20 protein-coding genes are annotated in these 22798 nt (G+C 41.5%); 4 read left to right on the forward strand and 16 right to left on the reverse strand.

Going from position 1 to position 22798, the window contains the following annotated elements:
• Positions 1-36 precede the first annotated feature (36 nt).
• The 8 genes from MWU56_RS07305 to MWU56_RS07340 all read right to left on the reverse strand — a co-directional run bounded on the left by MWU56_RS07305 (position 37) and on the right by MWU56_RS07340 (position 11939).
• Positions 37-939, reverse strand: coding sequence for a LamG domain-containing protein (locus tag MWU56_RS07305; RefSeq protein WP_247043343.1), 903 nt, complete (start codon positions 937-939; stop codon positions 37-39).
• Between the two features lie 31 nt (positions 940-970).
• The gene (locus tag MWU56_RS07310) at positions 971-2476 is read right to left on the reverse strand and encodes a RagB/SusD family nutrient uptake outer membrane protein (RefSeq protein WP_247043345.1); all 1506 of its coding nucleotides are present in this window, start codon (positions 2474-2476) and stop codon (positions 971-973) included.
• A 5-nt stretch (positions 2477-2481) separates the two neighbouring features.
• The gene (locus MWU56_RS07315) at positions 2482-5895 is read right to left on the reverse strand and encodes a SusC/RagA family TonB-linked outer membrane protein (protein WP_247043347.1); all 3414 of its coding nucleotides are present in this window, start codon (positions 5893-5895) and stop codon (positions 2482-2484) included.
• Positions 5896-5985: 90 nt separating this feature from the next.
• On the reverse strand, positions 5986-7206 hold the full coding sequence (locus MWU56_RS07320) for a FecR family protein (protein ID WP_247043349.1): 1221 nt from the start codon (positions 7204-7206) through the stop codon (positions 5986-5988).
• Between the two features lie 104 nt (positions 7207-7310).
• A complete protein-coding gene (locus MWU56_RS07325; protein WP_317236519.1) occupies positions 7311-9890 on the reverse strand; it encodes a M14 family zinc carboxypeptidase in 2580 nt (859 codons plus the stop codon).
• Positions 9891-10019: 129 nt separating this feature from the next.
• Positions 10020-10601 carry an RNA polymerase sigma factor gene (locus MWU56_RS07330; RefSeq protein ID WP_247043351.1) on the reverse strand — a complete coding sequence of 194 codons (582 nt, stop codon included), beginning with the start codon at positions 10599-10601 and terminating at the stop codon, positions 10020-10022.
• A 123-nt stretch (positions 10602-10724) separates the two neighbouring features.
• Positions 10725-11651 (reverse strand): glutaminase, encoded by a 927-nt coding sequence (locus MWU56_RS07335; RefSeq protein WP_247043354.1) that lies wholly within the window; start codon positions 11649-11651, stop codon positions 10725-10727.
• 141 nt (positions 11652-11792) lie between these two features.
• Positions 11793-11939: a hypothetical protein gene (locus MWU56_RS07340; RefSeq protein WP_247043356.1), complete on the reverse strand. Its 147-nt coding sequence runs from the start codon at positions 11937-11939 to the stop codon at positions 11793-11795.
• Positions 11940-12331: 392 nt separating this feature from the next.
• Here MWU56_RS07340 and MWU56_RS07345 point away from each other — a divergent pair, with 392 nt between their 5' ends.
• On the forward strand, positions 12332-12541 hold the full coding sequence (locus MWU56_RS07345) for a hypothetical protein (RefSeq protein ID WP_247043358.1): 210 nt from the start codon (positions 12332-12334) through the stop codon (positions 12539-12541).
• Between the two features lie 19 nt (positions 12542-12560).
• Here MWU56_RS07345 and MWU56_RS07350 read toward each other — a convergent pair whose 3' ends face one another.
• Genes MWU56_RS07350 through MWU56_RS07385 form a run of 8 tightly spaced genes read right to left on the reverse strand, consistent with a single transcriptional unit; the run spans position 12561 to position 19413 of the window.
• Complete coding sequence (locus tag MWU56_RS07350) at positions 12561-13385, reverse strand: DUF4138 domain-containing protein (protein WP_247043360.1); 825 nt, start codon at positions 13383-13385, stop codon at positions 12561-12563.
• A 23-nt stretch (positions 13386-13408) separates the two neighbouring features.
• Positions 13409-14344 carry a conjugative transposon protein TraM gene (gene traM, locus MWU56_RS07355; protein WP_247043362.1) on the reverse strand — a complete coding sequence of 312 codons (936 nt, stop codon included), beginning with the start codon at positions 14342-14344 and terminating at the stop codon, positions 13409-13411.
• 11 nt (positions 14345-14355) lie between these two features.
• Positions 14356-14970 carry a conjugal transfer protein TraK gene (locus tag MWU56_RS07360; RefSeq protein WP_247043364.1) on the reverse strand — a complete coding sequence of 205 codons (615 nt, stop codon included), beginning with the start codon at positions 14968-14970 and terminating at the stop codon, positions 14356-14358.
• Between the two features lie 24 nt (positions 14971-14994).
• Positions 14995-15834, reverse strand: coding sequence for a hypothetical protein (locus tag MWU56_RS07365; protein ID WP_262917781.1), 840 nt, complete (start codon positions 15832-15834; stop codon positions 14995-14997).
• A 2-nt stretch (positions 15835-15836) separates the two neighbouring features.
• Positions 15837-16418 (reverse strand): conjugal transfer protein, encoded by a 582-nt coding sequence (locus tag MWU56_RS07370; RefSeq protein ID WP_247043366.1) that lies wholly within the window; start codon positions 16416-16418, stop codon positions 15837-15839.
• The gene (locus MWU56_RS07375; protein ID WP_247043367.1) at positions 16415-18832 is read right to left on the reverse strand and encodes a TraG family conjugative transposon ATPase; all 2418 of its coding nucleotides are present in this window, start codon (positions 18830-18832) and stop codon (positions 16415-16417) included. Before MWU56_RS07375 ends, MWU56_RS07370 begins: the two co-directional genes overlap by 4 nt.
• A complete protein-coding gene (locus tag MWU56_RS07380; RefSeq protein WP_247043368.1) occupies positions 18819-19103 on the reverse strand; it encodes a hypothetical protein in 285 nt (94 codons plus the stop codon). Before MWU56_RS07380 ends, MWU56_RS07375 begins: the two co-directional genes overlap by 14 nt.
• A gap of 22 nt (positions 19104-19125) precedes the next feature.
• Positions 19126-19413, reverse strand: a complete 288-nt coding sequence (locus MWU56_RS07385) for a hypothetical protein (protein ID WP_247043369.1) — start codon at positions 19411-19413, stop codon at positions 19126-19128.
• A 186-nt stretch (positions 19414-19599) separates the two neighbouring features.
• Between MWU56_RS07385 and MWU56_RS07390 the strand changes: the two genes are divergently transcribed.
• The 3 genes from MWU56_RS07390 (at position 19600) to MWU56_RS07400 (ending at position 22756) form a co-directional block, all read left to right on the forward strand.
• Positions 19600-20223 carry an N-acetylmuramoyl-L-alanine amidase gene (locus MWU56_RS07390; RefSeq protein WP_247043370.1) on the forward strand — a complete coding sequence of 208 codons (624 nt, stop codon included), beginning with the start codon at positions 19600-19602 and terminating at the stop codon, positions 20221-20223.
• Positions 20224-20942: 719 nt separating this feature from the next.
• Positions 20943-22040, forward strand: coding sequence for a hypothetical protein (locus MWU56_RS07395; protein WP_247043371.1), 1098 nt, complete (start codon positions 20943-20945; stop codon positions 22038-22040).
• Between the two features lie 59 nt (positions 22041-22099).
• Positions 22100-22756 (forward strand): hypothetical protein, encoded by a 657-nt coding sequence (locus MWU56_RS07400; RefSeq protein WP_247043372.1) that lies wholly within the window; start codon positions 22100-22102, stop codon positions 22754-22756.
• Positions 22757-22798: the final 42 nt, after the last annotated feature.

Genomic DNA, 22798 nt, shown 5'->3' on the forward strand with positions numbered 1-22798 from the left:
GCCCCTAACCGCAAGCTGTTTTTGAGAACAAATGTATTAATCACCGGTAGGCAGTACAGAATCTTCGCTCGTCCATGTTACTGTGTTGACCACTTGGATGTAATAAGAGTACACGCCTTTTATATCCACTTTGTCAAAGTTGTTAACAGGATCAAAGGGAGTGAGGTTGTTATCAAGATCCATTTGAAGCAATGTGTTACTGTCTACCGCAAAACGCTCATATTGATTCGGGGTAAAGGCTGTTGGATATCGATCCGTGTACGAAACCCTTATGTTATCAAAAGAGCCTTTAAAAAAATTGACCTCACCACCTCGATACATATAGTTGAAGTCCAGCCAAGTATCGTTGACAGGTTGGATCCATAAATCATCGGTACTTGAGTCCACCAAAACACCGTTGATATAAAATTTAGAGGTATTGTCCGAGGCGGAGCGGCTTATAGCCACATGAGCCCACTCGTTAAATTTTAGATTAACACTGGACTGATCGGACTGCATGGTACCTACTGCTTCGTTATCGCTGTTGAGACGATTGTATTTGATGGCGAAGTCGGCATTTTCATCTTCGATGAGATATAGTTCAAAAATTCGACCTCGCTCCATGATACATGCTCCATTGGTATCCTTTCCCGCATTGGCATTTTTATCTCCAATCGAAGCTTCTGGGTCCACCTTGATCCATGTTTCGTAGGTCCATTCTTCACCGGACAAAGAACTTAAATCATCCGAACTACTCCCACTGAATGCATAAAATCTGTCGTCTCTGGTATTGGAACCGGTAAATGTGGGGTAAGTTATGTTTACACCTTTTACGAAAACCGTATCTATTTGAATAATGGTTCCCGGATATACAGGTTCATTGTCCTCTGAGCATGAAATATTCATTTGAGCCATTAGGGCCACTATAGTTATTGACAATAGGTATTTAAGAGTCTTCATTTTGGTTTTTTTATTGGATTATTTTAGTTTTTTATGGTCTATACCATCCATCTGTGGCAACATCTTCATTGGGGGTTCCATACTGGGGGTTTATCCCTCCAAAAGTGTAAAAAGGCTCCTGCATAATCTCTAATTGCTGTGCAGGTATGGGAAAGTGTAAAAGGGAGCCATCCTGCAGTTGTCCGTTTCGACGCATGTCAAAGTATTGAATGCCCATACCGGTCAAGGGCAATTCTATTGCTCTTTCGTAAGTTATGCTTTCCATAATCTCTGTTTCATTTGGTTGAATGGCGGACAATCCTCCTCTCTGGACCCTTGTACCCGCATTGATGGTATTGGCGGCTTCCTGCAGACGACCCAATCGGAGCAAGGCTTCTGCCTTGAAGAGGTCAATTTCTGCCTTTCGCATCATTACAACAGGTGCAAAGAAATTGGCATTGATATAGCCATCCAAACGTGAATAGCGATATGTGGACCATCTATATTTTCCTCTTTCCGATCTATTATTGGATGTGTTGTATTCAAAATCAGTGAGCACCCTAGCGTCATTGGAAATGATTTTTCCTTCATGGGGAAGATCGCTCACATCACCATCTTCAGGCCAATTTGCAGGAATGGTCTCGTCCATCATGTGTACAATCCTCATATCTACCTTTCCCCAATTTGGACGGGCCATGTAGTATTTGTACCATGACATCCATTTTCTGTCGCCTCCATTTCCGTCCCCCTCAACGGTAAAATCCTCCAGAATGCCTCTTTCAGCATGGTATAAAACCTTCTCCCAACTTATTGCATTGCTCTGTTCTTCATTTCGAGGGGCATAGACCAATAAACGAGCGATAAAAGAATGTGCCAATCTGGACATATCTTCATTGGAAAAGGAATTTCCATTAATCCAATCATCGGGCAGAGTAAAACTGGTATTGTCGAATATGGTTATGGCCTTTTCCAATTGGCCAATAGCCATTTCAATAGATGTCATATACCCAGAGGCCTCTATGCTCTCATAATCGGTATATTCATCCGATGGATAACCTTTGTCAAAAACTAAACCAATATAGCCGTTGCCAAGACCTTGCATAAAATGGGCCATTCCTTTTACCATCATGGTTTCGCTGCCCCTATCTCCGATTTCGAGTCCATTATCTATGGCTAGGGCCACATCATTGGCCGTGGTCACTACACCGTACATATATCTCCAATAATTGCGAATAAATGGATGGTAGGCATACGAACTACTATTATCCAAAAAGACCCTGGGTTCTTGGCTCATATCCAGCGTCCCATAATTAGCAAAGTTTACCGTACCCCAATCTGCCATGACCCACATGGCAGGGCCAGGTGACCCAAAATTATGTTGCTCTTGGATAAACCAGGTATTGAAAAGGCCTGCAGCAAGCCCCCTTACCCCATCCGTCTCTGTCAGTACGGATTCTCTATCAGGGTTATTGATGTTTTCCACTTCCAAATCTTCACACGCCGTAAGTAGTATGAAAAACATAAGAAAGCGTATATTTTTTTGTATTGAATTTTTCATGGTTCTTATAGTTTGAATTCAACGGAAAGTGTATAGTTTCTAAAATTTGGATACCCGAAATTGTCGAAGAGGAAACCGTCGTATCCAGCCTCTGGATCATAGCCGGAATATTTGGTGAACGTGAGGAGGTTTCTTCCCAAAGCCCCTATTTTAACATAATCGAACAGATTTCCCGCTTTGCCCAAATCTTCTTTATTGATCTGGAAATAGATCGCGGCTTCCTTTAGTTTCACGAATGAGGCATCTTCCACCCAGAAGCCGTTGAGTGCCTGCGCATCATACAAAACTTGATAGTAATCCACTGTTTTCTTGTTTTCGGGCGCGGTGTGCAATTGATCGATCATGGCATGTCGATTGTCCCTTACCAAATACTGGGCGGTCCCGTTATAAAGATCGCCTCCCTGTTTCCATTGCCAGAGCATATAGAGCGACCATCCTTTGTATCGTAGGTTGGTGTTGAGTCCCAATCTAAAATCAGGGTTGATATCCCCGATCTTCAATTCTTTTTCGGCACCTGTCTCATCCAGGATGACATAAGGCTTCTCCTCGGCGGTGCCAATATCGGCGGTTTTCACGACCAGTCCATCTCGGTTGATGCTATATTCACTGATTTCATCCCCTTCAGGCAATTGGGTTTGCATCTGCTCTAAACTCCTGACAATATCTACTCCATACATACTTCCGTACGTTTCTCCTTCACGAATCTTAAAAGCATTTCTTGGGCCGGTCCTATATTCCGGAATGTCGAGTTTGGTGATTTTTTGACGTGTCCTGTCAAAAACAAGATTGATGTCCCAAGAAAAATCATCTGTGGAAAAGATGGTGGAGTTGAGGGAAGCTTCAAAAGTGTTGGTCTCCAACTCACCTGCATTCACCCATTGATAGGGAAAACCTCCTGCATGTGATGGTAACGGGGACTGTAAGTACTGATCTGTCACCTTGGTATTGGAGTAGGTGGCTTCAAATCTAAACCGGTTCAAAAATGAAGTTTCTATCCCGAGTTCAAGTTCATTGGATCGGGAAGGCTTTAAATTGGCATTTCCCAAAGTACTTTTGGTAAAGGTACCATCGTTCGCATTGAACGTCTCGTACTGAGCTGAAAAGGCTGGACGTAATCCTGAGGTACCGTACGCTGCCCTTAACTTGAATTCCTGTATGCCCGGTAGAGTTATATCCTTTGAAAGCCGGTAAGCCCCCGATACACGATAATAGTTTTGCCATCTTTCATTGGAACCAAAAAGCGAGGAACCATCCCTTCTATATAGTCCATCAACAATATATCTATCCTTATATACAAAGGACGCTATGGCAAAATAGTTTTCAGCTTTGATATCGGTATTGGAATCATCGGCATAAATATTGTCACGCGTAAAATAGTTTAAGGAAGGTAGGTCTGGCAAGGTAAATTCGGAACCCTCCGTGGAAACATTCTCGAAGTGGTTTTTCTCGTACAAATAGCTCAATTTGCCATTAAAATCCAGCTCTCCCCATGTTTTTTTAAAGTTGATGGTCGCCCTTACGGTTTGGTTAAAAATGTTCGAGGTATATTTTGTAAGTCCTCCATCGGAATATTGTGGTTCAATAGGGTTACCATAATCTATACTTGTGGGGTCGTTGGGGTCCATCAGGTTTGGGGAAAGATCTACGATCGTACCTTTGGGAACATAGTCCGTACTTCTATAATCTTGTGATTCTATGGCGTATGCCCCTTTAAAGCTCAACCAATCGGAAAATTTCCAATCGATTTCATAAGAACCCAAAAACCTTGTTTTTCTGGATTTGCTCTCTTTTTTCCATAAGTCGTACAAAGGATTTGCAAACTGGGTATTCCAATGGTTGGGATAGAAGTTATATTTCTGGCCGTCCACATTATTGCTTAGTAAATCCACATCCGGATCGCTCATCAATACTTCAAAAAATGCAGCTGTACCTCCACCTAAAAAGTCATTTGAAGTTCGGATAAAGTTGTTGCTGGCGGATAGTTTGATGTTGTCCGATATGGCGTGGTCGATATTTGCCCGGATACTGTTCCTTTTGTATCCCCCGGTCTCTATTACGATACCCTGGTTTTGGTTGTTTTCATAGGACAGGTATAGATTTGTATTGTTTATTCTATGTCCAATCCCTATATAATTGGTGGAATATTGCCCATCGTTGAACATTTGTTCTTGTAGGTTATTGTCCACCCTGTAGGGCATATCTTGGTAGTGGTCTTCCTTTTCCACGCGGTTGCCTTGGATACGCGGGTCCCATCCGGAAACATAATCGCTGGGATAGTCCACAAAGTAGTATTTTGTGAAAGTTTCTGAGGAGAGCCAATCCGGGGAAAGCATATAGTGGTGGGAATTGGATAGATCCAAATAATTGGCCACGCGTTGAAAACCAGTTTCACTCCTTACGGTAATGGAAGTTTTGCCATCCGCAATTTTCTTGCCCCGTTTGGAAGTAATCACGATGACCCCATTTGCAGCCCTTGATCCGTATAAGGAAGATGCAGCGGCACCTTTTACGACTTCCATGGATTCTATATCGTCCACATTGATGTCTGCCAACGAACCTTGAAGAATAATTCCGTCCACCAGAATCATAGGACCATTGTTGCCTGTTAGATTTGTGGATCCCCTTAGTACAATGTTTGGGCTGGACCCGGGCGAACCACTGAAAGAGGTAACGCTTACCCCGGCAACTTTGGCCTGTAGGGAGGATGATATGGATGCTTGCGGAACTTTGCTTATCTCATCGGTATTCAATTTTGCTACACTTACCGACATCTTTTTTCGCTCGGTACCGGTCGCCACGCCCGCTACGATTACTTCATCCAGTACGTTGAACTGTGGAACCAGATTTACATCAAAATAGGTACGGTCACCCACATTCACGATTTTATCCTCATACCCCATATAGGAGAACTCAAGAACGTCCGAGGATGCTACATTGATGTTGAACTTTCCATCAAAATCCGTTACCGTTCCTGTGTCGGTTCCTTTAATAATGACACTTACATAGGGCAAGGGATTGTCGTTTTCATCATTGACTTTTCCCGATACATTTTTCTTGCCCTGTGCATTTGCTCCTATAGTTTTTTTTCGAATCAGGATGTCGTTTCCTTTAATGGAATATTCCAACGGAAGCCCGTTCAGTGCTTTGTTGAGGACTTCCTTGACCGTAGCGTTTTCAACTTTTAGGTCTATGACGGTTCCCAGATCTTGTAGACCGCTGTTAAAAAAGAAATCGTACGATGTTTTATTGGAAATTAAAGTGAAAAGATCCTCTATGGAGACTTTTTGATCAATGCTCAAAGTTTCTTCTTGTAATATAATGCCGGCCGTGGTCATATTGGTGGGCATTAGGTAAAAAAAGAGCATTAATACCGTGTAGAGAGTTCCTTTTGAGAACTTCTTTAATAAGTATTTGTACATGTTGAGTTAGTTTTACTTAAAAAAAGTTAGGTTGAATTATTCGAGTATACCTGTAGTTAGTTTATTGATGCTCGCATTGTGTTTTTAAAATTATTGGTTAATAAATAGTTTTACTTCGTTGTTTGAAATTTCATAGTTGATTCCCTCGGTGTATTTGAGCATCTGTAAAAAATGAGTGAGGTCGTTCTCTTTTTTCAGGGTCCCGGTAAAACGGACATTGCTCAGTTCTTCATCGGAAAGGATAAAGTTTACTCCGTACCAACGGTTGAGTTTTGGGATAAGATCCACAAATTTTTCATCGTTGAAGATCATTCTTCCAGAAGTCCAGGCCACTACTTCCTGAACATCAACGTTTTTAACTTCAATGTTTTCACTGCCCTTGTACAACCGCGCCTGATTGCCGGGTTTGATGACCACACTTTTGTTATAAGCATTGCTGACTTCCACCGAACCTTCGATCAAGGTTGTACTGGTATAGCCATTTTCGGGATAGTTGGATATATTGAACTCGGTCCCCAACACTTTAACGCTCAAGTCGGATGATTTTACCAAGAACGGAGCATGCTCGTTTCGGGCCACATCAAAAAATGCCTCTCCAATAAGCGCAACATTTCTTTTGTTGGATTCTTCGGATAAGCCAAATGTCAATATACTATTTCCATTGAGCTCAATGTTTGTTCCATCCGTAAGGATAACATGATAATGTTTGTCATTTGGGGTGTAAACTTTAAAGGGTTCGTCGGAACTTCCTTTTGCATTGTCACTGGCCACAAATTTTATTTGTTTATTGGTTACACTTACAAAAATTCCATTGTCGGCCAACCAGTTGTTCTTTGTGCTATCATCAATTACAAAAAATTTATGGCCGGGTGTTTCTATAAGAATATCCTTGCTGTTGTATGTCGTGGAAATCAAATGGTTTTCGAAGGCACCATCCATTTTTTCGGAGTAATAATAAATGCCAGAAATGGACAATAATAAAACCAAAATGGCAGCATATTTCAAGATTGTCCGGATTTTTAAGACTTTGGTTTCCGAAGAAATGGTTTTGGAATTGCGTGCTTCGAGCAACTTAATGTACTGCTGTTGTATAAAGTCAGATGTTATGCGGCTTTCATCTGCATCTGCATATTGTGCCTTAATTTTCTCGATGATCTTTGCGGCTCTTTCAAGCGTTTCGGCAACGTCCTTTGAAAGCTCTTCCTTAATTCCATTCCAATATTCCGAATGTTGTTCCCTGTCGGAAACGACCCAAGCAATGAAGCTGTCGTTGTTCAAAAGGTTGTCAATGGTAATAATGGAATGTTGCATTGGATGCTTTTTTGTTTAAGAGTAGTATTTTGTGCTTTGTACTATAGAAAAAATGTTAAAATTTCTTAAAACACGATATTTTTACAACATTTCTATATGATTCATTAGGGAACATTGATTATAGAACCAAAGAAAATAGCATTGAGAAATAATTTATTGGTGCCATACCATGCTCCTCTAAAATTAGGGTTATCAGCAAACATGACGACTCTTCCTTTTTCAATTCCATCAACAAGCAAAGAAGCCGATTTTTTCATATAGTCTTCTATATAGTGTTCCTGTATATACCCATCAATATGTGGATTTTGGGTGTATTGTGCCACTGTGGAAAATCTATTTTTGCTTGGGGCAATCCAAATACGGTTGTTTTTGTAAACTGGCAATAATCTATTGTGGTAACCGTACCCCAAAGGGTGTGTGATATCCAAATCCACTTCAAAAATGGCACCACCTATATATTCTTTCCCTAGATATTCCCTAGCCTCGCCATAGTTCAATCTTTCTATGGTTTTTTCGTCCTTAGGTTCATCCAGGTCAACAAAATTCTCATTGACCAGGTTTGTTCTGATGGCCCAGGAACTTGCCGTTCTAAGAGTAATCAGAGTATTGCCTTGGGCCACCCACGATTTTAACTTGTTGCGGTTTTGCTCGTTCAAGCTGTTGTACCTTCCCGAAACAAGAACAATGGTATTGTACTTGCTCAAATCTGTTCTGTAAAAAATATCTTCGGGTACTTTGCTAATGGGCATTTGCATACGTTGTTCCAATAAATGCCATACCTCACCTGCTTCATATACCGAAACCCCTCCTTTTACCAACATCATGGCCTTTGGTTTTTTGAGAGTGACAAAATTAGAGCTCCCAAGGTCTATTCCCGATGTGCTATACCCAGTTTCCACCGGATATGCCTGTACTTGGGTTTGTGTGCATATTTGGGTTATGGTTTTAAAAAGAACATTAGGCTCCATCTCTTGTATATTTTGCGGAATGAGTAATGTGCCTCTGCTGAATGATTTTTTATCTCCATCGAATATAATGCTAAATGGTTGTTGTGCTGTCTTCACGACCACTCCTTTTTTTTGGAGTTGATACAACGCTGCAGGGGAATAATAATCGTCCCATGGGATGAGATATCCATAAGAACTCTGTTTTAAAGGGGCTAGTTTTATCCTGTTGTTTTCCTTGGTAATTCGTTGCTCTAACATTGGAAGTTTGGACAATGGACTATATTTCATGTTGTAGAAGTTGACCAAGGACCATGAGGAAGCATCGTAAAATACACTATCCCTATATTTTTTGTGGGTTTCAAAAAGGGTCTGTACCATTAGATATTGTGGTTGTTCGGAAGGAACTATATAAGAAGTTCCTTTTTTAAAAACCCCTTTTTTGGTTTCAACATCATTGCCGGTTGCAAAAACTCTTACCTTATGCTTTAACAATAGATCCAAAAAAGCTTTTGTTCTGTTTTTGTCTTGATAATCCCCAAAGACATAGCCTTTTGTACTGCTTTTTTTTGCCTTTTCAATCGATGCTTTAAAGAATCTGTTTTGATAGTCATAGAGCAGTTCTTTGTTATTCAAGGCCGCTTTAATGGTGGCCATGCTCGTTACATATTGGTTTTTGATGGTAAAAGGAAACGAAAGATTGCCCGTTGGTGTTTCTTGAAGGTGACCACGGGAACTGGCCTGTTCAAATAAAATGGCCAAAGAGCCCTGAAGGTCACCATATGTTGACCCATACCCAGGATAAGTAGCATCATATCTTTCTTTGGTGAAATATAAGGAACCGATACTGTCCAGGTCAGCAGCAAACTGTTTGGCGAAGATCTTGGTCAAAACGGTATAGTTCTCATCGGGTGTAACTGGTTCCAGAGAGGCAGAAGGGGGCTTGGGCTCAAAAAAGAAGGTGGAATTGGTGCCCATTTCATGAAAATCGGTCACTACATTTGGGTACCATTCGTGAAACCATTCCAAACGGGCGTTGCTTTCGGGTTGTACCGCCAAAAGTAAGTCTCTGTTGAGATCGAACCAATAATGGTTGGTCCTTCCTTGTGGCCATCCCTCGTTGTGCTCTATATCGAACTTGTCTGCCACCAATGGGCTTCCTTTAAATGTGTTGACCCAATTGGTATGCCTATCCCTTCCATCAGGATTAATAGTGGGGTCTAAAAAAATGACAGCGTTATTTATGTAATCAACAACCTTGGGATTATTGGAGGCTATTAAGGTGTAGGCCGTGAGCAAGGCGGCTTCTGTTCCAGAAGGTTCATTTCCGTGCACATTATAGGCCAAGTTTATAAATATAGGGAGGTCACTGTAATCGGTAATGTCCGTGTTATGATCAACAACCTGTAAATGTTTTTTCTTGATATTGGATAGGTTACGATGGTTTTCCGGACTTGTTATGGTCAAAATAAATAGTTTCCTACCTTCATTAGTCTTTCCATATTCGGTCATTGTGGCCCGGTCCGAAAGTTCGGCAAGTTTGGTCAAATAGGCCACTACTTGATCATGTCGGGTATGGGAATCCCCAATAGGATATCCCAAGAACTCTTCTGGAGAAGGAATATTTGTTTTAAACGGTCGGTATTCTTCAAAAAAGGTGTTTTGAGAAAAAACAAAGAAGTTTTGAAAAAGTAGAAAGGCCATAACAATGGCCGAGTAAAAATTGGTTTTTTTCATCATCAAAAAGCGAAGTGTTTATTACAATTACTTTTTATGAGATGTGTTTTCCAAAATGTACCACGTTATTAATGTTAATTTTTTATACTAAATATCAATATACCGTATAAACTATGGAAAAAATGAATTGCTCTAATTCTTGATCAGCAAGAATAATAAGTGAATGTAATCTTTGCCCAGTGTTCTGAGTTTTTTGATAGCACCGGCCAAAATGTTTCGCACGGTTTGGTATTTAATGTTCAAGAGATCCGATATTTCATGATTGTTGAAGTTCTGGAAATACTTCAGATATACGATTTCCTTTTCCCTTGGACTCAGTTGTTCGATCAATTTTTTTACTTCTTTAAGTATAGCTTCATTTTCAACGGGATCGCCATTATCTATATTTATTTCTTTGGTAAGATGGAATTCGACCTGCTTGCTTTTTTTGGTTTTTAAGAGCTGGTTCCTAAAACTTTTAAACAAGTAGGTCTTGACTTTTTTCACCTCCCCTATATTGTTTCTATAATGGAGTATATTCAAAAAGGTATCATGGATGCAATCTTCGACTTCGGTAGGAGGAAGGTATTTTTTCCCAAAATTGTACAGCATTTTATAATGGGTACTGTATAGGGAGCGAAAAGCGTTCATGTCCCCCTCCAGAAAAAGTTTCCATAAATTTTCTTGCTCAGTGTTTTCGGTAGGGCGTAATTCTCTGGAGGTCAACTTTGCCATGCCATCTTTTCTTCCAAAACTTTCGGAGGGGTGTTTTTTGATTCAGCACAACGAACTTAACTGTTTTTAAACAAAATGTAAAATTACCATTGTGTTTTTGGCAAATGTTCCTTCTAAAATGAACTAAAAGATGGAAAGCTCTGTTTCCGTAGTGAACATTTCCAGTGCTTTTATGCCCAAAAGGGAATTTCCTTTTTGGTTTAACCCGGGTGACCATGTGGCAATACAGTATTTTTTGGGATGAATCGCTATGATGCCACCTCCCACACCACTTTTAGCAGGTAAGCCCACATTGAAGGCAAAGCCGCCCACATCATTATAAAAACCACAGGTCAGCATGATGGCGTTCAAACGTTTGGTTTGGGAAGGACTCAAAAACTCTTTCCCAACAATGTTCTTTCCTCCGTTCATCAAGAAATAAAATGATTTTGACAACTGTTCGCAACTCATACGCAATGAACATTGTAAATAATAAAAATCCAAAACTTGCTCTACATCGTTATGTAAATTGTTAAGTGATTTCAGCAAACTGGCAGTTGCATGGTTTCTATGACCGTTTGTTTTTTCCGATCCATATACCTTTTTGTCATAATCAATGGAATTGTCATTGCTCAAGTTTCTGACAAACTCCAAAAAGTCTTTTTCGGGATTTTCCAATTGGGAATATAACATATCACAGATAACCAAAGCACCTGCATTGATAAAGGGGTTGTTGGGTATGCCATTCCCTTTTTCTGTCAAGGATAAAAAATTAAAAGGTTCATGGGTTGGGTCAACACCGACCCTTTTCCATAGATCGGCGCCCAATAGTTGCAGTGCGTGGGCTAAACTGAGTACTTTACAAATACTTTGAATGGAAAAGGAGGTGCAAAAATCACCGATACCTATGGAAGAATCATCAATTGGCCTTAAATGGATACCAAAGTGTTTAGGATTTACATTTTCCAACTCTGGAATGTATGAAGCTACTTGCCCCCGATCAGCTTCCTTGTTCAGCTCAATGTAAATATGTTTTACGACACTTTCGAAATCAACTTGTTTTTTTGACATGAGCATTGGGGTTTAAGTTTTCGAAATAGAATCTGTTTTGATTTAACTTAGAGACAAATTCCATGAAATGTACTATGTCATCTATGTTAAATTTAGCTGATACTTGTGATACTATAATCGTATAGTCCCGATTTGAATATCTCAGGTGCTTGCCCAAGCTGTTTTCTTTAGTGCTCTCAACCCATTGCCCGGATAAGTGTTCTTTTGTGGGATTCCTTTCTTGAGGAAAACCAATTCAAGGTCAAAACATTGTTCCTTGGTACTCACACGTGCATATCCAAAAACCATAGCCTGAAAGTTTACTGAAATGGTGCTTTAAATCCTTTGAATCCAAATAAAGGCATGGCATAAATATGCTCATCAATAAAAAACACTTACACGAAACGACAAACCAACAAATTTTCCTTTTTGGCTTAGAATTTTATAATTCAATGTTCAAATTGCGGGTTTTTTTATAGCAAAAAACATCATTGTGGGAATACTAAACAGGAACCATTACTATTTCGGCACCCTTTTCTACTGTTTAATTGTCGCATGGTTTGTTTTGACACTATTAGGCTTACTACCTTTTGCCTCCTTCTCTGAGGATATGCATTGGCAGCTTGTATCCTAAACCTCTTTTCGTTATTACTTGATAAACTCGGGGAGAAGGGCACCAAAATTAATTATGATATTGAAGATTGGAACACTGGGGTGCCAATGGTTGTATCCTAACCATTCCCAAGAAGGTTCATAAATTGGGCAATAGTCCCAGTGTGGAATGTAAGACGGTAAAGAATGGTATTGAGCATAGTCTTGGGGCCAGTACGTCGACCGATTTCCAAGGAAGTACCATTTATATTAACAGTTGTACCAACGAGAACAGTATAAAGGTCGTTTTAAGGAAATAGCTTTTAAACATCAAAACCATTATTTAAAAGTCATTACAACTATCCTCGATGTATCTTCTTCAGAAAGGTTGACCTTAAGTCTTTCCCCTTTGTCCAAGTGAAATTTCGGAAACACATAAACAAACCTGGCCGTTTGGCCATGGTCAATATTCTTCGGGACGTTGTGTCTGAATAAAGGCAGGAGTTCCAATTCCTGATAGGAGGCATTCCTTTCCTTTTTCCCACTGATTTTGAAAAGTTCCAATTCCCCGAAATCAAACCGGACACCGGAATTGTTACTTACTTCAAATTGCATATAAACTTCATCTTCCAAATTATACATATTCTTGATAGCCAAGGAGAGGCCCTGGTCTCTTTTTCTGATGTTTTTCCGCTCTGGGAGTTTCAACAGGGCCTCGCAGGATTCTTTATACTTTTCCCTTACCCTTTCAAGAGAGACAGAAGGATCCCAAACCTTTTCGCTAGGAACCATATTTGGGGTATCCTTCTCCATTCCCTTCCTTTCTCTCCCGATACGTTCTTGCTCAGTGATGAAACGATTGGGGTATTCCAGTTCCTTGGCATAGCTGATAATGTAGGAATAGATACTTCCGTCATCTGTGATCACCAACAGGTTACTGTCCTTCCCTGGCACCGCTTTTAGCAGTCCCAAGGTCTGTTGGTTTTCCCGATCATAGGTAAAGACAAAGTTACCGTTGCCTACAATCCCTTGTTTGATTTCCGAAGGAAAGAAAAGGGCCATGTTCATGTGCTCATTGGCATAAATGGTATCCAATGGTTTTGTGCTACTGGCCTGTGCTGCTATGGTCAACAACATGCCCAAAATAATACATACGTTTTTCATGATAGCTCTTTTTTTAATAGCCACTATGGGCTGGTTTTTAATAAGATTTTATAGTTTTTGTTCACCGTAGCCCTCACCTTTCGGTTGGAGCGTTTAAAGATGTTCTTCAGTCCCTTGATTTGGGGAACACCTGGCACATTGATATCATCTATGGTACCGTCCACCATCTCCTTATAGGCCTCTGCCCTAAAGGTGTTCCTGATATAAAGCCCTTCCAATCCATCCCGATAGTCATAGGCTTTTAGTTTAATGGGGATATGGTCTATGTTCTCGATGTCCAGAACAACCCTGTTGGGCTGGAAGGCTACCATACCAAACACCACCGTGTTCTTTGGGATGGTCCTACCATCGATAACAACCTCCTTCAGAGTACGGAATTCCAATCTATCGTTGGCCCTAATGGTCTGTGTTCTCTCCACTATGGCCGGAATGGCCCTATGGTCATCATTTGAATTATCCGGCAAGGGATCGGAGGCGAAGAACAGTTGCTGTTCCAAGGCCATTTCCTGTAATGTAGGTTTTATGACCTCCTTTGGTTTTGACACAGTTTCTTGTTCGGTTTTTTTCCCAAGAGCACTGACCCTCACCTCATTTTTCACTACAGGTTTCCGGTATGTCCCCTGGGTATAATCGATTCTCCCCAATCTGTAGATACTGTCCACAATTTGTGCCTTTTCCCGATAGATAAGGTCCGGGTCAAACAGTCCCGTCGAATCCAAAAACTTCTCATCATAGATGCTGGGAGCATTGGTAGTCTTCACTTCCTTGAGGTCATTGATGGCCTCCAACTTGGAAGAATATTCCTTTTTTGCCTCCTCCAATTGGGGTACCAGGGGTTGGGCAAGTTGCTTGCCATTATCATCCCCATTGGTCAGGAAGGCCATGGAATAGACCACCATAAAAATGATGACCAAACCGATGATAATCCCAAAAACGATTTTCTTTTTATCCAATTTCATGTTGTTATTTTTTAATGTTGACCATCGAGCTTTCTCAATGAATTTTCGAAATAATTGCTGATCAACAGCCCATGGGCATTGTTGGGAAAATTCCGGTCCACCCGAATGAGGTTCCCGGAAGTCTTAAGTTCATACATATCGGTCACAGTCCCACGGTCGATTCCAAAGACCACAACGGTCCTAAACGAACAGATTCCTTCTTGGAGGGTAAGCTCAGCATCCACAGAAATGATCTTCTGTACCAATGAATATTGCAGGAGTCGGTTATAGACCCCATCGGCCTTTTTCTGTCGATACACATTGTCCACCGAACTGTCCCCGAGCCAAAGGGCCTTTTCAATATTCCTTTCATAATTGCTGGCATCAATGCCATAGAAATAGTTGTGGAACAGTTCCAAATGGGCCAGGGCCTCTACTTCAAGATTTTCTTTCTGATCGACCCATTTCAAGGGAATCACAGACCCATCCGTTCCAATGGCAAACACCCCTTCCTTGGTCTCTCGGTACATCCTGTACGATACCAGACCAGAAATAATCGTGGCAATGGATGATGCGGTGACTACGGCCAAGACCACAAAACGGTTGAATCTTAGGATTCCATCTATGTTTTTATACATTGTCTTCATATCATTTGAGTATTATAGCGTGCTTTAGGCACCAAACAGTTTGAGTGAAAAGGAGGTCGCCCTTCGGTACAGTTTGAACTTCAAAAAGACGATGAACCCTATGGTACCCAGTTCCACCAAGGGGGCAAAGACCGAACTGCCGTAATCCGTTCCAAATAGGTTGACCCAAAAATCCGTGGTCAATTCCGTATAAAGGGCATTGATAAAAATGTTCACTAAGAAAAAGGCCGGCACCAACATATACACAGCGGCATAGAGCTTAAAAAAGGTATAGGCAAGACTCCTGAACTTCTCAAAGACCGCCAGACTGATGACCAAGGGAAAAAAGGCCCTCATGATACCCAGTAGGAAGAATCGTTCCGCTAAAAAAAGTGGATAGATGAACAGGTCCAACAACCACAGGAACACACTGATGATAAAGGCCAAGATGCGCATTCCGAACAAAGGACTGACCAGGGCCTCGTACAAAAGGGCCAATCCTTTACTCGCGGCATCCAGAAGACCAGTATCCTCCTCAATGGAAATATCCTGCAACTGTAATGGTACAAGATCCGGAGCTGTATTGCGGTATTGGGTCTCTATACTTACCAAAATGTTGTCGAAGACCCCCAAGACCTGATCTGAGAATATGACCAAAATGACCACGGCGAAGTTCTTGGCCAGTTCTGTTGGGGTCAGTCCCCAAGTATGTCCATCCCGTTCAGCCACTCCCTCATTGTACTTTTTCATGATGTTGATCAAGAAAAAGAGGATGGCCAGGGCCTTCATGCCCACAATGGTGTACTGGGAAAAGTCACTTCCGGTGATAGTGTCGTACACCGCATCCACATACTCCAAACCGATGCTCAATACAAAACCCGCCATGATCAATACTTTGTTTTACGGTTATTGATGGTAGCCTGCATTTCCCGAAAGGAAATGATGTCCCTGTACCGTTTGGCCTTGCGTTCAATCTCGCCTACCATTTCCTTGGAGCGCATTTCCTTTTCCTTGAGTACCGTGGCCCTTTCCGCATCGGTCATTTTCAAAAAATCACTGGAAAGGATCTGTTCCACAAATTCCAGATCTTCCAATGAACTCTCGATAATGGCATTGAAGGATTCCGAAATGCGTTCTACCTCTTCGGGATGGATATGCGGTGAGTTTAGAATTTCCCTGAGGTCGTTCCGTGCCATATCGAAAAGGCGTTGGTTGTTCTTTGCCAGTTCTCGGACGGCCTTCAATTGTTTGATGACATCGCTGACCTTTTCGATGCGCTCCTTTTGTTCCTGTAAAAATTCCACGGTCTTCAAAAGTTCAGAAGTCTGTTTGGCTGATTCAATGATCTGTTTGCCCAATGTGATGAAGTTGGTGTTGTCATACACCGGCATCCCTTGGCAGGCAGCACCTGCAGGCATTAAAATAGCTAAGGTCAGGGCAATACTTAATGTTGTAATCTTGTTTTTCATGATGTTATTGATTTTTGATGAATGAATTTTTTGATGGCCGTTTCCATACAACCGGTTTCCTTGTAGAGTTCCATTATAGCCTTGTTGTCCGGGCCATCGGTCAGATAGGCAGCATATACTTCCGGGGGAACCTCCAATCTAAAAATGTTGCTTTCCTTCCCGATTTTTATGAAGATTTCGGTGTACTTGCGCTTTCCCGTGAGATTGTTCCTCATAGATCTCAGTTGGTCCAGGTCATGGGAGGAAAGGTGGAGCCTTTCCTTCAATGCACCATAGCCCTTTTCGTTCCGAAGACTATAGATGATCTGGGTGTTCTCCAAGATACTGGCCGAGGTCGGGTTCTGGGGCAGTTGATTGATGGACTGGAGGATGATACCTATCGCCCCTTCCTGTTTTCGGATGGCCTGATAATAAAACTCCACACTCTCCAGTACATTATCGAACTTGAGCTGTTTGGCGAACTCATCAAAGAGGATGATGCCCCGCTCCTCCCTGTTTATCCATACGGTCCGTTGAATGGCCGTTTTGATGAGCTTGAGCATTACGGAGAGGATTTCCTTATTGTCCTTCACTTCATCAAGTTCGAAAACGATAAGTCGCTTATCTTCCAATCGATAGGGCCGATCTTCGCTTGCCACAAAAAGAAAGCTGTAGATTCCGTCCCCAACATATTCGGAAAGAATGTGGAGAAACCCATTAATATTAAAATATTCAGCATGAATCTGCAATCGGGACAACAAGCCCTTTTGATGTCGGCTGACAAATTGGTAAAAACTGTCCAACGTATGTAGTGCAGTTTGGTTCTCCTTATAATAGGCCAGTAATATTTTCTTCAAAGCCACCGAGGTTTCTTTTTGGGATTTAGTCCCCTTGCCCATTAACTCGAACAGGAAAAGGGAAAGATCCTCCAAGCGTTCTGGGGTTACATCCTCGCTGTTCGATATATAAAAGGGATTGATACCAAGGCTCTTGCCGTTTTCATAGCGAAGCACGGCGCACTGCTCGGGATAGAGGCTGGCGAACTTGGTATAGGAACCGCCCAGATCGATAATGACCAGTCGGACATCGGACTCAAAGTATTGACGGAGAATGTTGTTGGCCAAAAAGGACTTCCCCTCCCCAGTTGGGGCAAAAATGGCAAAGTTCCTCGCCTTGATGCGCTTTTTCTGTTCGTCCCAGACATCCTTCAGCACGGGAATGTTGAACTCCCGATCATTGAACACGATTCCCGTGCTGTCCGTGCTGTAATTGGTGGTATTGATCCAAAGACAAAGTGCGTGTTTTAGATCGGCAACATAGAGATCCTCATTGGAGAAATTGGGGGCAAAACAAGGGAAACTGTTCAGGATATAATTTTTACGTTCCTTGCCACACGGGTAATAGGGCACCATATCCAGTTCCTTCAGTTCGGCCCTGACCTGTGCGTTGGTACGTTTCAATTGCTCCCCATCCCGGTGCCAATGGATGATATTGAGGTGTCCACGCACGATTCGTGCTTGGTCATCCTGGTTGATCTGGTCCAGGATATGTTCGATTTTTTTGAGGGCCACCTTGTTCTGTGTCCCAAAATTGGAACTCTTTTTCAATTCCTCGACCTTTTTCTCCAGCTGTCTTCTCCAGTGGTGCCTATCATCCAGATAGACGATCTGGTTGATGATATGGTTTTCCTTGAGGGAAAGGCCAAGACCGTCGATGAACCCTTGGTGGAAGGAAAAATCATCCGAGGTAAACCTTTCGTTGATTTTACTGGTCTGTACGCTGTCCCCAAAACAGGATTCACTATTAATGGCCAGTACATCAAAGTGATGGTTGCCGATGGCCACTTTGGGGCCGTCCAGAACGATATCGGTGTCACAATCGGGGTTATGGCCATTGAGCTGGTTTTGGGTCAAAGCCAAAATTTCGCCGTCCACCATGGGCTCCAAGCGAATTTTCTGTCCATTGTTGAGATAATTCACCGCATCGTTGACCGCATCCAAAAACTGTTTCACGCTATCATCTAACTCCCTGGGCAATGCCTTGGATACCCTTGCAAAGGGATTGACATATTTGGGATTGTTGAAACCCGTCCTCCTGGGACAGGTAAAGAACAGATAGCTTTGGTGCTCCATATATTCCCTTCCCTTGAAATGATCATGGGTCGCCTTGGACAGAAAGGTATCCTTGCGTAGATAATCCGAGGTGAAGGAGGATTTCAAGTACATGTCCTGTTTATGGATCACAGTTCCAATGGGAAGGGACTTAAAGGCCTGGGACCAATTGCTGTGCAACCCTTCAAAATCCGTTTCGGACAGGGAGTGGATCTCAGGGAGCAAAACCTTGTAACAGGCCAACACATTGCCATTGTTGGCAAAGATGATATTATCTTGAATGTCCAAAATGGGATGATGTGATGCGATGTTAATTTTCGACATGGTTCAATAGATTATCGGGTTTATTGCTGATACAGTCTGGAAAGACCTTGTTGAAGTCCAAAAGATTCTTTTTTGATGCCATCTTAATCAGACCGACATACCAACACAGGTTCCATCCCATGGCCAGAACAATGACCATAAGACTAAAGGAAAAAATGATGATGAGAAGGGATGCCAGGATGGAGAGTATCAAAAGGGCAAAAAGGGATATGGGAAGCCCCCATATCCTTGCCCCTTTACGGATGTCCTTATATATTTTGTACTTTCTCATTGAAGATGTGATGGATATTACTTTAAACCACGATTCCAATGAGATAGGTAAAGATCCCGACAACGGCCCCGGCAATGAGCACGAACACCAATACCCGAGTGATGCCTTTTTTGAGATCGGCGTTCTCACCAAAAAAGTGGCCCGCATTGAAAAGGAAGCCAACTAAAAAGATGACTCCCAAAAGCAGGGGGAAAATGGTTCGGATGGTATCCGAGATGTCGTTGACTGAATCCTCGATGCCCCCGATCTGTGCAAAAGCAGGGATGCCCGTTAGGAGCATTGTCCAAATGAATACAACTGTTTTTTTCATGATTTTTCGTTTTACGGCTGATTGAGCCTATTGATGAATAAACTTTTTCGAAAAGTATCGGGAACCCTTGGAAAGGGTATAAAAACCCTAAAAATTAACGGACAAGAGCGTTAAATTTTGAGGAATCAGGACTTTTTTATGGAAACCGTTAAAGATTGCACAATGAATCTTTAAATATGAAATGATATGGAACAAACAAAGACCATATTCCTGTTGTCCCTATTTTCAGTTTTTATCACGGTATGCGGACAGGAAAAACAAATCATCGTTATAGACCCAGGACATGGAGGAACTGATCGTGGGGCAGTTGGAATAAATGGTCTAAGGGAAAAAGACTTGACCTTAAAGATTGCGCAAGCCATTGTACATTATCATAAGATAGTGTTGGACGATCGATACGACATTTACTTGACCCGATATGGCGATACATTGATCTCATTGGGACATCGTACAAAACTGGCCAAAATCCTTAATCCCAAAATCTTTGTTTCCCTACACTGTAACCATGCCAATAACACCAAGGCCATGGGACTTGAAATATATGTGTTCAATGACTCGATCCCAGAACAGAGCCTGTCCATGGCAAAAACAATGGATGAGTACTTACAAGAACACTTAGGGTACCGAAGCCGTGGGGTGAAACGGGCCAACTTTCAGGTACTTCGGGACAACAGGGGGGTGTGCCCAACCCTGTTATTGGAACTGGGCTTTTTGTCCAATTCGGATGAGGCAACACACTTGGAGGAAGACGGCAAAATCAAGGCTCTGGGGTTGGCCATAGTAATGGGAATCCATAACATACTGAAATGAAAACACTAGGGATACACTTGTACATCGTAATCCGTAAAATTGTGATTCTATTAGGCAAGGGATTAAGAAAAGCCTTTACAGACAGATCCAATACATAAACCTAACTTATTGGATGTGCCCAAATGACCTGATACATTTTGTTTACCACATGATCTAACCAAACCAAGTGATAGCTATTGTGAAGCAGCAATAGCAAATATCAAACCCATAACATCAATGGCCTTGTTGTTTTAACAGGGACACACTTTCATTTGATTCTTATGGGTAAAAAACTATGATAAAAGTCCCTAAAAGTAGGGTTTCATTTATTTCTGTACGCAATTTATAAATCGCCGAAACAATGCATTGTCGGTTTGGCAATTTAAGTCGACTTTAGAAACCGGAATCGTCTTGTACAATTGCAGTAAAGCAGACAAAAAAGCGTCGTATCAGCCAAGACCTAAATCCAAATAAAATTTGAAGGGCTGTTCCGCAATGATAAAAAACATCACAACGTATCGGGGAACATATACCTGTAACATAAAAAAAGAAATCACACGCCATCAACTTTAAAGACCATGAAAATGTATAGCAAAAGAAGAATCACCTGCTCCCACCTATTCTGTAAAACCCCTTTAGTGTTCCTTTCGAGGAATCCCACCTTTTATGCCATCCCCATACTTTGTCTCCTAATCGCTTCGTGTTCGAGTGAAGTTGTCATACCTAAAGAGAGCAATGATATGACATCCAATCCACCACTTGATAAAAACTATATTGGGAATGCTAGCATACAAGAACAATTGAACTACAAGGAACACCATTTAACATCGCTTATGGAACATATACTGGACATCAACCCTGGTTTTGAAAAACTGACGGAATTCAAGGCCAGTAAAAGGGAAAGACCTGCAGTTTATATGAGCAGTCTATTGGATGGCTTTTACCCATCCGGAAAGGGTGAAGAACATCTTTCACTCGAAGCATTTTCCGATTTAGACGGAGAAACCTGGTATCCTATTTTGACCAGGATCAAGGAAGGAGAGCTTCATGCCGAAAATGCCTTATATCTTATCAATAGTTTTGACCCAGATACAGAATCAGAGTATGTGAAGGCCTACCATTTGAATGAAGAAGGAGAATTAATACTGGTGGATGGTGATTTCACAGAAGATGAATTTCTCTCTATGTCGCAGAAAAGTACGTTGGAAGAGTCTGTTTACATGCTCTCTATTGTATCCTGTGCACCCATTGAAGGAATAAAAAAAATAGCATACACCGATTGCTATTCCGGAGGAGGAACAGGTTCGGGAGGGTACGCCCCACCAAGCACACTTCGGATAGAAAAAATTGAAATCCATGATAAAAAAGAATCTTGGATAGAGAAAGCTGATATTGAGTTTCAAGGGGTAAAAGTGAGTTTTGACGGAGACCAGTTTGTACGAGATTACTCCATAAGCTTTTCCAGTAGCTATCTAAATTTGACCGGATCAAGAAAAGCGATCACTAAAATCTCCAATAGCGAAATCGGATCATTTCAAACGGTAAACTTTAAAATCGGTTCAGAATCGTCAAATAGCAGCTTTGTATTTACCGTATATGAATATGACTCATGGCCTGCACCCAAGAAATATATTCAAACCAGTTTACTTCCCGCAAGTTGTGACTGTGCACGGCCAAACTATAATTTGTTTGGGTATCGCTCCTACCAAACACCTTATTTTAACCGAGTATATTCCATTAATCGAAATGCTTCCACCGATGGTATTCCCTATGCATTTGGCAGGACCATATCGAATCCAGAGGATAATTATTCTGGAAGAATTAAATTTACCAATTAGTGGATAGTGTTAAAGCAATAGGTAGTATCAGGAAGGCTTACCATTCAAAAGGTCATCATATGCGATTTAAAATAGTTTATCTTGTCATTATTTTTTTGACAACTGCATCCTGTTTTTCTCAGGATATGCGAAAGGGAAATTTGTTTTTTAACGTGGGTCCTGAATACCGTATCACCCCTATTTATAATGCTGGAGTTTCCAGTTTATCAAAGGAAGCAAATTATACCAATATAGACCTACAAAATTCCGGTATGGCACTGAATATAGGAGCAGCCTATTTCTTAACCCATAATCTCTCTATCGGATTCAACAATTCCTTTAGGCATGATATCGTTACCACCGGTCAGGGCCCGAACAATACTTTGTCAAGTACGGACAGAGGATTGCTTATAGGATATCACTTTCGGGCAAACTATATGTTTGAGGTTTTTGGAAAAGGTTCCCTTATCATCAGCTTGGGATATTCACTATTAAATCGCAACAGTGAATTCAGCGTGCACGAACCATTGTATGACATGAATGGACAAGAAACTGGTGTGCAAACCTATCTAGCCGATTACAAGTTTGGTTCAAATAGCGTATCGTTGGGATACGGTATAGGAAAATCCAAATTGATGATAGGACTATACCTTGCTGGGAATTCGGTTTATTTTAATGAGCGGACCACTTTCATGATTCCTTTTCTAACCTACGGTTATGATTTCGGAAAGTTATAATGCTGTTCGGACAAAATCCCAGGTATTGCACTAAGACCATTA

The sequence above is a fragment of the Allomuricauda sp. F6463D genome (assembly GCF_023015965.1).
GTDB lineage: Bacteria > Bacteroidota > Bacteroidia > Flavobacteriales > Flavobacteriaceae > Flagellimonas.

Coding starts and splice junctions, on each gene's coding strand:
- MWU56_RS07305 (WP_247043343.1), bottom strand. CDS start 939: ATGAAGACTCTTAAATACCTATTGTCAATAACTATAGTGGCCCTAATG.
- MWU56_RS07310 (WP_247043345.1), bottom strand. CDS start 2,476: ATGAAAAATTCAATACAAAAAAATATACGCTTTCTTATGTTTTTCATA.
- MWU56_RS07315 (WP_247043347.1), bottom strand. CDS start 5,895: ATGTACAAATACTTATTAAAGAAGTTCTCAAAAGGAACTCTCTACACG.
- MWU56_RS07320 (WP_247043349.1), bottom strand. CDS start 7,206: ATGCAACATTCCATTATTACCATTGACAACCTTTTGAACAACGACAGC.
- MWU56_RS07325 (WP_317236519.1), bottom strand. CDS start 9,890: ATGATGAAAAAAACCAATTTTTACTCGGCCATTGTTATGGCCTTTCTA.
- MWU56_RS07330 (WP_247043351.1), bottom strand. CDS start 10,601: ATGGCAAAGTTGACCTCCAGAGAATTACGCCCTACCGAAAACACTGAG.
- MWU56_RS07335 (WP_247043354.1), bottom strand. CDS start 11,651: ATGTCAAAAAAACAAGTTGATTTCGAAAGTGTCGTAAAACATATTTAC.
- MWU56_RS07340 (WP_247043356.1), bottom strand. CDS start 11,939: ATGGTTTTTGGATATGCACGTGTGAGTACCAAGGAACAATGTTTTGAC.
- MWU56_RS07350 (WP_247043360.1), bottom strand. CDS start 13,385: ATGAAAAACGTATGTATTATTTTGGGCATGTTGTTGACCATAGCAGCA.
- traM (WP_247043362.1), bottom strand. CDS start 14,344: ATGAAATTGGATAAAAAGAAAATCGTTTTTGGGATTATCATCGGTTTG.
- MWU56_RS07360 (WP_247043364.1), bottom strand. CDS start 14,970: ATGAAGACAATGTATAAAAACATAGATGGAATCCTAAGATTCAACCGT.
- MWU56_RS07365 (WP_262917781.1), bottom strand. CDS start 15,834: ATGGCGGGTTTTGTATTGAGCATCGGTTTGGAGTATGTGGATGCGGTG.
- MWU56_RS07370 (WP_247043366.1), bottom strand. CDS start 16,418: ATGAAAAACAAGATTACAACATTAAGTATTGCCCTGACCTTAGCTATT.
- MWU56_RS07375 (WP_247043367.1), bottom strand. CDS start 18,832: ATGTCGAAAATTAACATCGCATCACATCATCCCATTTTGGACATTCAA.
- MWU56_RS07380 (WP_247043368.1), bottom strand. CDS start 19,103: ATGAGAAAGTACAAAATATATAAGGACATCCGTAAAGGGGCAAGGATA.
- MWU56_RS07385 (WP_247043369.1), bottom strand. CDS start 19,413: ATGAAAAAAACAGTTGTATTCATTTGGACAATGCTCCTAACGGGCATC.
- MWU56_RS07390 (WP_247043370.1), top strand. CDS start 19,600: ATGGAACAAACAAAGACCATATTCCTGTTGTCCCTATTTTCAGTTTTT.
- MWU56_RS07395 (WP_247043371.1), top strand. CDS start 20,943: ATGACATCCAATCCACCACTTGATAAAAACTATATTGGGAATGCTAGC.
- MWU56_RS07400 (WP_247043372.1), top strand. CDS start 22,100: ATGCGATTTAAAATAGTTTATCTTGTCATTATTTTTTTGACAACTGCA.